Annotated in this window: 14 protein-coding genes and 1 tRNA gene; 3 read left to right on the top strand and 12 right to left on the bottom strand. The window is 58.4% G+C overall.

Features of this window, described 5'->3' with window-relative positions; translation table 11 throughout:
- Positions 1–467: 467 nt before the first annotated feature.
- The 5 genes from V3390_RS06050 to V3390_RS06030 all read right to left on the bottom strand — a co-directional run bounded on the left by V3390_RS06050 (position 468) and on the right by V3390_RS06030 (position 2,773).
- Entirely contained in the window at positions 468–752 is a 285-nt protein-coding gene (locus V3390_RS06050; protein ID WP_331703787.1) for a hypothetical protein, read from the bottom strand.
- A gap of 92 nt (positions 753–844) precedes the next feature.
- Positions 845–1,105: a hypothetical protein gene (locus tag V3390_RS06045; RefSeq protein WP_331703786.1), complete on the bottom strand. Its 261-nt coding sequence runs from the start codon at positions 1,103–1,105 to the stop codon at positions 845–847.
- A gap of 170 nt (positions 1,106–1,275) precedes the next feature.
- A complete protein-coding gene (locus tag V3390_RS06040; protein ID WP_089030975.1) occupies positions 1,276–1,578 on the bottom strand; it encodes a putative quinol monooxygenase in 303 nt (100 codons plus the stop codon).
- 120 nt (positions 1,579–1,698) lie between these two features.
- Positions 1,699–2,385: an aquaporin Z gene (gene aqpZ, locus V3390_RS06035; protein WP_425493020.1), complete on the bottom strand. Its 687-nt coding sequence runs from the start codon at positions 2,383–2,385 to the stop codon at positions 1,699–1,701.
- Positions 2,386–2,488: 103 nt separating this feature from the next.
- Positions 2,489–2,773, bottom strand: coding sequence for a hypothetical protein (locus V3390_RS06030; RefSeq protein ID WP_331703784.1), 285 nt, complete (start codon positions 2,771–2,773; stop codon positions 2,489–2,491).
- 321 nt (positions 2,774–3,094) lie between these two features.
- Here V3390_RS06030 and V3390_RS06025 point away from each other — a divergent pair, with 321 nt between their 5' ends.
- From V3390_RS06025 to V3390_RS06015, 3 genes are all read left to right on the top strand, one after another.
- A complete protein-coding gene (locus V3390_RS06025; protein WP_331703782.1) occupies positions 3,095–4,045 on the top strand; it encodes an integron integrase in 951 nt (316 codons plus the stop codon).
- 115 nt (positions 4,046–4,160) lie between these two features.
- On the top strand, positions 4,161–5,273 hold the full coding sequence (locus V3390_RS06020) for an NADH:flavin oxidoreductase/NADH oxidase (protein WP_331703781.1): 1,113 nt from the start codon (positions 4,161–4,163) through the stop codon (positions 5,271–5,273).
- An 85-nt stretch (positions 5,274–5,358) separates the two neighbouring features.
- Positions 5,359–5,433 (top strand) — tRNA-Val (locus V3390_RS06015).
- Positions 5,434–5,495: 62 nt separating this feature from the next.
- On the opposite strand, the gene uvrB is transcribed toward V3390_RS06015, so the two are convergent.
- From uvrB to V3390_RS05980, 7 genes are all read right to left on the bottom strand, one after another.
- On the bottom strand, positions 5,496–7,538 hold the full coding sequence (gene uvrB / locus V3390_RS06010; protein WP_331703779.1) for an excinuclease ABC subunit UvrB: 2,043 nt from the start codon (positions 7,536–7,538) through the stop codon (positions 5,496–5,498).
- 26 nt (positions 7,539–7,564) lie between these two features.
- The gene (gene virB11, locus V3390_RS06005) at positions 7,565–8,584 is read right to left on the bottom strand and encodes a P-type DNA transfer ATPase VirB11 (RefSeq protein WP_331703778.1); all 1,020 of its coding nucleotides are present in this window, start codon (positions 8,582–8,584) and stop codon (positions 7,565–7,567) included.
- Positions 8,584–9,906 (bottom strand): TraB/TrbI/VirB10 family type IV secretion system protein, encoded by a 1,323-nt coding sequence (locus V3390_RS06000; protein WP_331703777.1) that lies wholly within the window; start codon positions 9,904–9,906, stop codon positions 8,584–8,586. The genes virB11 and V3390_RS06000 overlap by 1 nt, the downstream gene beginning before the upstream one ends.
- Positions 9,893–10,645 carry a TrbG/VirB9 family P-type conjugative transfer protein gene (locus tag V3390_RS05995; RefSeq protein WP_331703776.1) on the bottom strand — a complete coding sequence of 251 codons (753 nt, stop codon included), beginning with the start codon at positions 10,643–10,645 and terminating at the stop codon, positions 9,893–9,895. Before V3390_RS05995 ends, V3390_RS06000 begins: the two co-directional genes overlap by 14 nt.
- On the bottom strand, positions 10,642–11,349 hold the full coding sequence (locus V3390_RS05990; protein ID WP_331690035.1) for a VirB8 family type IV secretion system protein: 708 nt from the start codon (positions 11,347–11,349) through the stop codon (positions 10,642–10,644). Before V3390_RS05990 ends, V3390_RS05995 begins: the two co-directional genes overlap by 4 nt.
- Positions 11,346–11,738 carry a hypothetical protein gene (locus V3390_RS05985; protein ID WP_331703775.1) on the bottom strand — a complete coding sequence of 131 codons (393 nt, stop codon included), beginning with the start codon at positions 11,736–11,738 and terminating at the stop codon, positions 11,346–11,348. The genes V3390_RS05990 and V3390_RS05985 overlap by 4 nt, the downstream gene beginning before the upstream one ends.
- 71 nt (positions 11,739–11,809) lie before the next feature.
- A complete protein-coding gene (locus tag V3390_RS05980) occupies positions 11,810–12,994 on the bottom strand; it encodes a multidrug effflux MFS transporter (RefSeq protein ID WP_425493044.1) in 1,185 nt (394 codons plus the stop codon).

The raw sequence follows: 12,994 nt of genomic DNA, 5'->3' as shown, positions 1-12,994 counted from the left end.
AAGTGCAGGCGTTCTCTAGGAGCTGGATCTGTTCGCGGAGCTCGCGTTCCAACTCGCCTTTTGGTCTTGCAACTCGCGATTTATTCATGTGATGCCTAACGCCTGAATTAAGCTGCGCCGCGAAGCGGCGTCGGCTTGAATGAATTGTTAGGCATCACTCCGTTGGATGTCATAGCAGGCGGGTCCAGCCGGAGGACGTGCTTATACGCTCCAAGGTCTCTTTGGTTGCGTAGAACTGACCCAGGCCGCAATCCTTGCAAACAACCCAAGAAAACTTTGCAGCCTTGGTGAGCTTACTCAAACCGGGCAGCAAATCTCCACCTTCACCTAAGAACGATCGTATTGGGGGACTGCGAAATAGGTTGTCCGAGCCACAAGAACACTTTTGAGATTGCATAGAACTTCCTTGTGATGCCTAACACCTGAATTAAGTCGCGCCGCGAAGCGGCTTCGGCTTGAATGAATTGTTAGGCAGCAGGCCTTGTACGAAAGAACGCCCTGCTACCGACTTTCTTGTGCTCGAGGCGGCCCTGATCCTCGAGGATTCTGGCGAGAATTGCGAACAGCCAGCCCTTTGGGCCGTACTGACTCCCCTGTTGAGGAACGGCAACAAAATTCAGAGCCAAAGCATCCTTGATTTGAACCGCCGGCACCCATCCCTCGTGATGCGCCGACTCAGAGCTGCGAACGAAGGAAAGCAACTCATCAGCAGCAGCTTGGATGTGGCTATGGATCTGCTTCTTATGGTCCACCGAGATGCTCCCCCTGCTGCCTAACGCCTGAATAAAGCCGCGCCGCGAAGCGGCGTCGGCTTGAATGAATTGTTAGGCGGCTGCTTCAAGTTCTAGAGGAAGAAAGAAGCGATGATCGCAATGGCGCCAAAAATTAGCGGCCAAGCTGCAAGCTTTGCCTGAAGAAATGCAAGGCGGTGACGCCGTTCATGTGCTCGGCTATCGTCATAGGTTTTGAACTGGACGGTGCCACCACTTGTCCTGTTCTCAAATTCATAACGCTTAATAGCTTCGATCTTCTTATGCGCTTTCCAATAAGGAATAGCTCCGGCGGCGAAAACAATAGCGCCAACTAAAAATACACCTGTGTTCATGCTTCCCCCTTCTATGGATTGTCTGAGTTATAGCATTGCCATGCTGCTTCCTGCCGCCTAACACCTGAGTTAATCCGACTTGCGTAGTGGAGGCAAAAGCGTGAAAAGTTTTCTCTGTCACGCTTTTGCTGTAACGAAGCAAGTTCGGCTTGAACGAATTGTTAGGCTTGCTAGCCGGGTAGCTTTGCCGCAAGTACATCAACGTGTTCGATGGACGGGGGCTCGGAGAACAACTCACCTGCCTTTGCCATTAACGCTGCTGCGACCTTGCCGGAGAGATGGGCTTGCCGACCCGCTTCATCCGGGAAAGCATCAAAGATTCCGAAAGTGCTCGGTCCAAGGCGAATGCCAAACCAAGCAGTGGTGGCAGGCTCCTCATTGACGATGGGAAGGCCGCTCATAAGGAAGCTCTCAACCTCTTTCTCTTTGCCGGGTTTCGCTTCAAGGCGAACGAACAAGGCTACTTTGACCATGACATTTCTCCTGTTGTTAAAACGACATCACAATACGCGATGTTCTCTTGCAAGCCTAACGTTCGAGCTAAGGCCGACGCCCGTCAGGGCGGTCGGCCTTCAGCGAATGGTTGGGCGTCTTCATTCCTCAGCCGCAATTGCGCGATAGGCCGCTGCGCCCAGTAAAGCGCCAACGATGGGCGCAACCCAGAATAGCCAGAGCTGAGCAACCGCCCAATCACCTACAAACAGAGCAACCCCGGTACTGCGTGCAGGATTAACGGATGTATTGGTAACTGGAATGCTGATTAGATGAATGAGAGTCAAGGCGAGCCCAATGGCGATTGGAGCAAGCCCCGCCGGTGCGCGCTTGTCAGTAGCACCAAGGATGATGAGCAGGAAGAACATTGTCATGACCACCTCGGTTACCAGCGCAGCAACCAGCGAGTAGCCACCTGGGGAATGCTCAGCGTATCCGTTTGATGCAAAGCCCTTTGCAACGTCAAAACCCGCCGCACCAGACGCGATGACATAGAGAACTGCACCTGCTGCGATTGCACCCAGCACTTGCGAAGCGATGTATGACAGGAGTTTGCTTGCAGGAAAGCGGCCTCCCGCCCAAAGTCCCAGCGACACGGCGGGATTCAGGTGACAGCCTGAGATATGACCTATTGCATACGCCATGGTCAGAACCGTCAATCCAAATGCGAGCGATACCCCAAGAAGACCGATTCCGACTTCTGGGAACGCTGCCGCAAGCACTGCACTGCCGCAGCCACCAAGAACTAGCCAAAACGTGCCGAGAAACTCTGCGCCATATTGCTTCATATCCAATCTCCTTTTGATTACCAACCCACTATCTAAGACACCTAACGCCTGAGTTAAGCCGCGCCGCGAAGCGGCGTCGGCTTGAATGAATTGTTAGCTGTCATTAGCTTGCGAGGCCTACAAACCAAAGTGCTGAAACGGTCATACAGGTCAGAACGGAAGCTCCAATTGCAAAGCGTATTGCTACGATTGGGCTTTTCGAATTGTCATGCTCACAGGCCGGCTTGAACGCGTAGTTGCAAAGGCTCTGCACAAATCCAGCGGCAAGAGCTCCACTGGCAATCAATATCACGCATAGCCAAATTGGCTGGGAAGTGACTTGAGATGCTGCGAAAGAAAGGAGAGCGACAACTACTGCCATAGCAATAAGCGAGACTGTTCGGTTCATGACGGGCTCCGTGAAGGTTGGTATGACAGCTAACTACATTTAGGTTTCAAATGCGGGGAAATAAGAGTGAGGCCACCTGTGATCGCCATAATCCCCCCCCCGCGCAAGTATTTGAAAGCATTGAATTTACCGACTGCATTGATTCTCACAATCAGCACCTGACCTTTATTCCCGATGTTATCAGGAATCTTTGGAGAATAAGCGGGTTTTCCGAGAAGGCAAATATCGGTTAACCGACCCTTTCTTCCGTCATTTGCTGATGTTTTCCGACGCCACGCCTAGGGACCATGAGTTATTTAACGAAATTCTTACGAGCTCGTCATGCCAACGCTTATCGAGGTCACAAGGTCACGACTTAGGGCAAAACACTACAGCCTGAGAACTGAGGATATTTATATTCACTGGATTCGGCGCTACATCCGCTTCCACAATGGCGTACATCCCAGGACACTAGGTGCGGATTCGATTGAACGCTTCTTGACGGATCTCGCAGTCAGGCACAACGTTTCTGCTAGTACTCAGAATCAGGCGTTGGCCGCACTCCTTTTCCTCTACAAAATCGTACTGCGCCTTGAGGTGCCGTGGATTGATGGAATTGTCCGTGCGAAACGCCCACTCCGCGTTCCAACTGTCCTTTCAAGGTCAGAAGTCCAGGACCTGTTATCCAACATGGATGGCAGAGCGGCGCTGATTGCCAAACTTATGTATGGCACCGGTCTGCGGCTCATGGAATGCTTACGATTGAGAATTAAGGACTTGGATTTCGCGCGCTGCGAGATCACGGTCCGTAGTGGCAAGGGTGGCAAGGATCGCAGAACGATGCTCCCCTCTTCCCTCATCGTTTTATTGAAAATGGAGATTGAGCGGGCAGCGAGTTTGCATCAAAGTGATCTGCTTGAAGGCTTTGGGGAGACCCGCCTGCCCTATGCGCTGGCTCGAAAGTATCCGTCCGCGGGCAAAGATTTGGGGTGGCAGTATGTCTTTCCGTCTCTGCAACGAAGTATCGACCCAATTGACGGTAAGGAACGACGCCATCATGTGGACGATGCCGTTCTTTCCCGCGCCATCAGTAAAGGTCGTAAACGCGCCGGCATTCATAAACATGTGACTGCACATACGCTCAGGCACTCGTTCGCAACGCATTTAATCGAGCAAGGTTATGACATCCGCACAGTGCAGGAACTTCTCGGGCATAAGGATGTGAAGACAACGCATATCTACACTCACGTTCTCAACCGCGGCGTCGGTGGTGTAAAAAGCCCCCTTGATTGAACGGGGGTAACTAAGACAGGATGGCCAGCGTGAGCGCAGTCTCCTGTCGTCAGACTTCGTCGGCTACGTCCACTCACCAAGGCATAATCAGTAACTCTGCCCCACGACAATTCCTATGAGCCATTTGTTTGCACCATTGACCATTGGGTCGCTACGTTTGTCCAACCGTATTGTCATTGCGCCGATGTGCCAGTATTCGGCGGTCGATGGCTGCATGACCAGCTGGCATGCGATCCATTTGGGACAACTGGCCTTGTCGGGTGCGGGCCTGCTGACGATTGAGGCAGCGGCTGTGTCACCCGAGGGCCGCATTACTTATGCCGATGTCGGACTCTACGACGATGCGTGCGTACAGGCGATGGCTCAGGTGCTCGAAACGGTTCGTACCTGGTCATCGATGCCGATTGCGATTCAACTGGCGCATGCGGGGCGCAAGGCCTCAACTGAGAAACCATGGCTCGGTGGCACGCAGTTCCCAAGCAGTGACACTAACGGTTGGGTGACGGTGGCGCCTTCGGCAGTGCCGTTCCGGGAAACCGATCAGACGCCACATGCGTTGACGCTAGACGAAATGGAACGGATCAAGCAGGATTTCGTTGCGGCAACCGAGCGGACGGAACGTCTGGGTATTGATGCGATTCAACTTCATGCGGCGCATGGCTATTTGCTGCATCAGTTTCTGTCGCCACTGTCGAACCATCGTACCGATGAATACGGCGGCTCGCTGGCCAATCGCATGCGCTTCCCGCTCGAGGTCTTTAAAGCGGTGCGCGCTGCCTTCCCTGCTGACAAGCCGGTTTCGGTTCGGATTTCCGGGACCGATTGGGTCGAAGGCGGCTGGAACATTGAAGAGAGCATCGTGTTCTCGCAGGTATTGGCGGATCTGGGGTGCGCGGCGATCAATGTGTCCTCGGGCGGCCTTCATCCGGCGCAGCAGATTCCCGTGGCGCCCGGCTACCAGGTGCCACTGGCACGTGCGATCAAACAGGCGGTCAATATCCCGGTGGTCGCAGTCGGGCTGATCACGGATTTCGAGCATGCCGAGGCCATTGTTGCGACGGGTGACGCCGACATGGTCGGTATTGCGCGGGGCATTCTGTACGATCCGCATTGGCCCTGGCACGCCGCGGCGCACCTTGGCGCCACGGTCAAGGCACCGCCGCAGTACCTGCGCTCGCAGCCGCGCCAATACCGCAATTTGCTGGTCGAGGACACGCCGGCAGCCTAAGTCCGAACCAGGGCTTGCGGACCACATATAGCCCTGCTAGAATAGGCGTCCAATTGACGGGTCGGCGTTCCATTTCACTCGTATTGGGCGGTTAGCTCAGCGGTAGAGCACTACCTTGACATGGTAGGGGTCACAGGTTCGAACCCTGTACCGCCCACCAATTCCAGCCCCTGATTCCAAATGGAGTCAGGGGCTTTTTGGTTTCCGGGCGTCACCCGAGGGTTAGCTCATCTTGGTGAGCTGCAGTTCCTTGAGACGATGGATCTGATCGCGTACCTGCCCTGCTTCCTCGAATTCGAGATCGCGGGCGTGCTTGTACATCTGTTCCTCGAGCGCCTTGATCTGCTTGCCAAGGGCGGCCAACGACAGATCCTCGACACCGGCGACCGGCTCGGATTGCAACTTGCCACGGCGGCCACGCGAACGTGCGGCATCCGGGCCGTCGTCACGGGCGCCTTCCATGACGTCCACAATTGGGCGCGACACCGATGTCGGTGTGATGCCATGTTCCAGGTTGTAGGCAACTTGCTTGGCGCGTCGGCGATCCGTCTCATCAATCGCGGCCTGCATGGACTTGGTCATGCGATCCGCATACAGGATGGCCCTGCCGCGCACGTTCCGCGCCGCACGACCAATTGTCTGAATCAGTGAACCCGTCGAGCGCAAGAATCCCTCTTTATCGGCATCCATGATCGCGACCAGGGAGACCTCGGGCATGTCCAGACCCTCGCGCAGCAAGTTGATGCCGACCAGCACATCGAATTTGCCCAAGCGCAGATCGCGAATGATCTCGACGCGCTCAACCGTATCAATATCACTGTGCAGGTAACGCACGCGGACACCGTGCTCGCCCAGATACTCCGTCAGGTTCTCAGCCATCCGCTTGGTCAACGTGGTGATGAGCACCCGGTCGCCGATCGCTACACGCTTGGTGATCTCACTGAGCACGTCATCGACCTGAGTCGCGACAGGACGGATCTCGACCGGCGGGTCAGTCAAGCCGGTGGGACGCACGACGAGCTCGACCACTTCATCGCCACTGTGCTCCAGCTCGTACTTGCTTGGCGTCGCCGACACGAAGATCGTACGGGGGGAGCGTTTTTCCCACTCGTCAAAGCGCAACGGCCGATTGTCGAGTGCCGAAGGCATACGGAATCCGAACTCCACCAAGGTTTCTTTGCGGGAGCGGTCGCCCTTGTACATGGCGCCAATCTGCGGCACGGTCACGTGCGATTCGTCCACGACCAGCAACGCATCAGACGGTAAGTAATCGAACAGACACGGCGGCGCTTCGCCCGGCATGTGTCCGGTCAGATGGCGCGAGTAGTTTTCGATACCGTTGCAGTAGCCGACCTCAGCCAGCATTTCGAGATCGAACTGGGTGCGCTGCTGCAGACGTTGCGCCTCGACTAGCTTGTTCTGCGCGTACAGCTCTTCTAAGCGCTCGCGCAATTCTTCTTTGATGGACTCGATTGCATCGAGCACCGTGCGGCGCGTAGTGACGTAATGCGACTTGGGATAGATCGTATAGCGCGGCAGTTTCTTTAGGGTCTCACCGGTCAGCGGATCGAATACCGTGACGGCCTCGATCTCGCCATCGAACAGTTCAATGCGCACCGCCTCGTTATCACTTTCTGCCGGGTGCACATCGATGGTCTCGCCGCGCACCCGATACGTACCGCGACGCAGCTCCGTGTCATTGCGCGAGTACTGCATTTCAGTCAGGCGACGAATTAGCTCGCGCTGATCAATATGCTCGCCCTTGACCATGTGCAGGACCATACGGAAGTATTCGTTGGGGTCACCCAGGCCGTAAATGGCCGACACGGTGCACACGATAATCGCGTCTTTCCGCTCCAGCAGTGCCTTGGTCGCACTGAGTCGCATCTGCTCGATGTGTTCGTTGACCGAACTGTCCTTTTCGATAAATGTGTCGCTGGACGGAACGTAGGCCTCGGGCTGGTAGTAATCGTAATAACTGACGAAGTACTCCACGGCGTTGTCCGGAAAGAACGCCTTGAACTCACCGTAGAGCTGGGCCGCCAGCGTCTTGTTGGGCGCCATCACCAGCGTCGGGCATTGCACATTGCGGATGACATTGGCGATGGTGTACGTCTTACCGGAGCCGGTAACGCCGAGCAGCGTCTGGTGCGCCAGGCCGGCCTCAAAGCCATCGGTTAGACGGCTGATGGCAGCGGGCTGATCACCCGCCGGCTGATAGGGCGAATGCAGGACAAACGGGTTGGCGACTGGAGCAACGGACACGGGCAGCAAATCCCAACAATAATCCCCTAGTTTACTGCGGGTACGTGTATGGAGCCCGACCGACTAACGGCATCGGACCAACCCATACCGGTCACCCGGCGCCGCCCTGCCGTTGCCGAAATATGCACCACCAGATCAATACAAGAATGCAGCAGATTCAGGATAGCCGCCATTTCCAGCCCGCTGCCCTCGGGCGATGCTTTGACCATCAGCGCCATCTGCTGCCACGCCTGTTCCGCTGAGCCCGCATGACACGAGGTGATGGACCCCGGATGCCCCGAGGCACAACTGCGGAGAAAATAGAACGCCTCATCGCCGCGTAGTTCCGCCAGCAAAATCCGATCCGGCCGAAGGCGAAGACTGGCCTCGAGACAATCGCGGGCAGTGACTTTGGCTATGCCCTGGTTGCCCTTGGAATACAGCAAATGCACCGCATTGGGCTGATGCAGAAACAGTTCGCGCGCGTCCTCAATGGTGACCAGTCGTTCGCTTTCCGGGATGCACTCCACCAGCGCCCGCATCAGCGTGGTCTTGCCGCTACCCGTCGCACCGCAGACAACGATATTCCGCCGCTCCAGCACGCGCTCCTGCAGCCAACGCGCCCAATCGCCATCGCTCGGCCACTGGGGAGTCGCCGAGCCAACATGCTGCGACTCCAAGAGCTCACTGGCGGCAAACAAGCCCTGCTCTGCGAGGTCGTCTAAGGTGCGCTGAATACGCGGCGGCACGCGGATACAGACGATGCACTGATCGGCATCGCAAGCCGGCGGCAGCACCAACTGCGCGCGCTCACCGCCGGGAAACGTCAGCGACACCATCGGCTCCTGCTCGGTGATCCGCTGACCGGTGCGGCTCTGATTGACCACCGCCACACAGAAGCCGCGCACGCTTTCGGCCGTGATGTTACTGCTGGCATGAAAGGTCCACTGACCGTGGACTTCGACAAAGAACCCGCCCGGCCGATTGATGCAGATCTCCGTCACTCCGGGCTCGCGCAACCAGCGGCCAAGCCCTAGCGTCTCGAACTGATAGTGCAGAAAATCCATCAGCGCGCTAACAGGTCGCGAAAATCCAGGTCACGGTCCAGCGCCACCAGCAAGGGCTCACCGGCGCGGATCCGCAGTGTCGGTCGCACCTCGCCCGAGGCTTGCGTGGCCTGTCCCGCCAGCTCCTTCAAGGCCTCCGCTGTCTGACTTTGATAGGGCTGCTCCACCACCCCGCCCCATCCGGCTTGCGTTGACGTGCGCGGACCTTCTTTGGCAGCAACCCACTGGAAGGCATCCCCAAGCAGACTAACAATCAGCGCGCTGCCGATGCGACGTGGCCATTGATCGATGCGCTGCCCCGGCAAGCCGGCATTGCCGTGCGGATCCATACTACTTGCAGCCAACTGCACGCTCCAGCCCGACGCGGTCAGCAAGCGCGTCCACTCCACCGCAAGTCGCGCATTGCGCAAATCGACACTGCGATAGCGACCATACAGACGGGCGCCGCGGTCCAGCAGCACACGCGTTCCACTGAGGGAGCGCACCGGCATGGTGACCAGGCAAGTGACTGGACCATCGATCTGGGTGTCAATAGCGCCCTCTAAGGCACAGGGAATCAAGGTGCCGGCCGGCAACAGCGAATTCGGATCCTGATGCACAAATTGCGCTGCCGAAAGCATGGCCTGACCACCGACCACCGCGCGGTCCGAACCCATACTGCCAGCAGGCTCGGGTTGGTTTGCCGTTGGGCCCGTTGTCGCGGTCATGGCCTGCAGATAGCGGCCGACCAAGTCACCCGCAGCCGCACCGCCCGATTCCATGACTACGCCTCCACGCCGTGAATCCAGGTCGCGTTCTGGCATCGGCGTAGCCGGTAAGGACACGGCGAGCATTGGAGCCGACATGGCCGCAGCGGGAACCGGAGGCCACGCGGCCATGGGCTCCGGCATCGACTGCTGACGTGGCAACGGTGGAATCGCAGGTAAGGATCCGCCGCTCGTCGTACTGTCGAGACCGGCGGGCGGATCCACGACCTCGTGGGCATTGCCATCGCCCTGCCACGATGGCGCTTCGGGCGAGGAACGCAGGACATCGCTACGCGGCGAGTTGGCGGCAAGCTCGGATGCCAAGGGCTCCGCGGCGGCGTCATCACGATGATCGTTGGCACGGGCGACCATCCACAGCATCAGCAGCACACAAACCAACAGCCCGCCCAACCACAGCCACGCACTGCGCGGAATGCCCTGGGGCTGAATCGGCTCGTACGGCAGCAACCCGGATGGCGCCGGCTGCGACTCCGCCGATGCCTGTGCACCCGCGTCCGCATTCGCACCTGCATCTGCACCCGACAAGCGTTGTAGCCAGGAATCAAAACGCCCCATAACGCACCTCACTCAAGCGCCAACCGTTGCGCAACTGCAAGCCGGGATGCAGACCATCGACAATCAGACGACTGCCCTCGGCGCGGTAATTGACCCGATAACTGCGGCCACTGCTGTCGACGCCCAGCACAATCGGCAACTGCAGACGCGCATCGGCACGGTACTGCACCACCGTGCGTTCGCCGTCGTCGCAGATCCAATCCGGTTGTTGCGCCGCCGGCAGCAGTCGCACGTGGCGAATGGCGTAATCACAACTGCGATACTTGGGCTCCGGCGCCTTCGGAGCGGGAGTCGGCACGGCTGCAGTCGCGGGCTTAGAACCCTCAATATCTGCTGTGGCCGCAACACTCGGCGGGATGCGAATGTCGACGCGATACGCCACCCCGGCCTTGGGCAATTCGTCTAGCTGGCGCCAAGTGCCCTGCAAAACCACCAGCTCAATCAGGTACTGGCGGCGATCGGTTCGGATCAGCAGATTGGTGGCCGCGTCCTGCGTCTTGGGCTTGAGGTAGAAGACCTGATCGCGCCTTACAACGTCCCAACCTTCGGTGAACCCCAGACTGTAGTCCAACACCGCCTCCTGCGGATCCAATGCCACTTGGGTGGTGATCCCCAATGCACCCTTGATGACGATGACCGTGCCGTCGCTCCAGTCCACCGTGCGCGCGACTTGCGCAATGGCAGCAACGGGCCAGGACCACAGCAGGATCAACGCGATGCAAACACCGATCCGGATCATGACGCACCTCCGGCAGTGAAGTCGCGGTCAACCCGATAACTGCGCACGCGGAAGCCCAAGGGGTTCAACAGGCGATCGCGATCATCCATCGGCAAATCGGGCCGATAGCGATATTCGATTTCGGCAATCCAGTGATCGGCGTCGCGCGCCGTGCCGGAATGTTTATCGACCACCTGTCGTGCAAAGCGCACGGTCGCCTTGCGATAGCCGTTGATGGGCTCGGCTGCGATCTGCAAGGTACTGATGCGCGGACGCACCGCCTGCGAGATGCCGTACACCCGAAACGGCTGCGAGGGATTGGTCGGCGCATGCACGGCGCGATACGCGGACGCAACGTCATCGTCGGCCATGGCAAACACCTGATTCCAGTCGCGGTCACCGAGCGTGCCGGAATCATACGACTCTCGCGCCCGAATAAAACTCGCCAGATTGGCGCGATCCACGGCCTCGGACGCACTGGCAGACAGGGGCAAGCGATCCGCCAAGCGTGCCACCGTCGCGACACCGGTATTGGTATTGGCCAGCACGACAAACGGCTCCGACCGCTTGAGCGGCAACAGCATCACCAGACCGACTAAGGTCGCTGCCAGCAACGCCGTACTGACGATGGCAATCCGCCAGGCCCGCCGCTCACTGCGCACCTGCAGATCCAGCAGACTGACCTCGTAGTTCACTGCGGCCTCGATGGCAGGATGGCGCTTCATTGCGAGGCCCCTGCGGATTCAGCGATCAGCAAGCCCTTATCCAGGCGCAACGAAATGCCCTGCGACGCATATGATTTCTGCAATGCCGACAAGGCCGAAGGCAAATCCGGCGCCTTTACTGCGGCGGCAGCGGTATGCAACTGCCAGTCCACCGGCAGACGGTATTCGACTTGAACGCCTTCGAGATAGGCCCAACGTGCCAGGAGATGACGCAAACTGCCATCAAGCGGTGTTACCAGAAATAGCGTGTCGGGGGTGGCGACGGCAACGCGCGGTTCGGTCGGCAGATTAGCGACCGGCTGCCAATCGGACATGACGGCACGTTCCGACAGTGTGGCGCATGCACTGAGCAGCAGCACGAGAAGGCCGCCAAGAACAAATCGGTACATAAAGGCTCCCGCATTACGGTTGAGCCTTGATCGTCACCTTTAGCAGCCGGGACAACGATCGGTAAGCGCCGTTAGGGCCTGTCGGTATTCGCCTTTTTCTCGGCGTGTAAATGCCACATCCATACCAGCCGAGCAGCCAACGCAAACGCAGCCATCGCAAGTGCCAAGCCCAGCGGCGTATGACTCACCAATGGCGACACCACACCCGCAACGATGGCATTGCCGGCCGTCGAGATGAACGCCTGCATCGAAGACGCGGCGCCGCGATGCAAAGGAAAGCGATCGAGCACGGCAAGATTCAGGACCGGTGCAATCAGCGCCGCGCTGCCGGCGTAGAGGAAGGTCGGCAACACGGCCCAGGGCAAGGCGATGTGCGTGGCCAAGCCGGAGTACAGCAAATTGCTGACGACGGCCAAAGTGGCCAGGATGAAGCCGTATCGCACTTGCTGCGTAGGCGCGACCTTGCCGGCCAACTTGGAAGACGCGAAGGCACCCACCACCATGCCGGCGATGCTCGGGGCAAAAAACCAGCCGAAATCGCCTTCGCCAAGGCCTAAGTGATGCAGGACGAACTCAGGGGCACTGGAGATGTAAACAAAGAATCCGGCAAAGTTCAGGCCGGCAACCACGGACAGGCGCAGGAACGGCGGATCTAAAAGGATGTCGCGGTACGAACTGGCCAGTGAGCCAACGCGCAGCGGGGTCCGATAGGACGGCGTATGAGATTCGGGTAGCACGATAAAGGCGGCCATCCAGATCAGTGCGGCAAAGCCAGCCAAGAACCAGAAAATGATGCGCCAGTCGCCCCATCCTAAGAGCCAGCCACCGACGACCGGCGCGATGGCAGGTGCAACGCCAAAGATCATCGAGATCTGACTCATTAGGCGCTGGGCATCGGCACCGGCATGCAGATCGCGAATGACGGCACGGCCGACAATCATGCCCACGCCGGCGGACACGCCCTGCAGGGCACGGAACGCGAGCAGCATCGGCATCGAGGTGGCCATTGCGCAACCGACACTGGCCAGCAGGAACACAATGACGCCGGTCAGGATCACCGGTTTGCGGCCGACCGCATCGGATACCGGACCGTGCACCAGACACATCAGGGCATACGACAGCAGATACACCGAGATGGTCTGCTGCAGCATCAGTTTATCGACGCCGAACTCGGTGCCGATGCGCGGAAACGCCGGAAACATGGTGTCAATGGCAAACGGGCCGAACATTGAGAGTCCGGCCAGTAGCCACATCAG

Source organism: Aquilutibacter rugosus, assembly GCF_036541335.1.
In the GTDB taxonomy this organism is placed as follows: Bacteria; Pseudomonadota; Gammaproteobacteria; order Xanthomonadales; family Xanthomonadaceae; genus Aquilutibacter; species Aquilutibacter rugosus.
The sequence above is the reverse complement of the archived record's forward strand: the minus strand, read 5'-3'. Positions and strand labels throughout refer to the sequence as shown.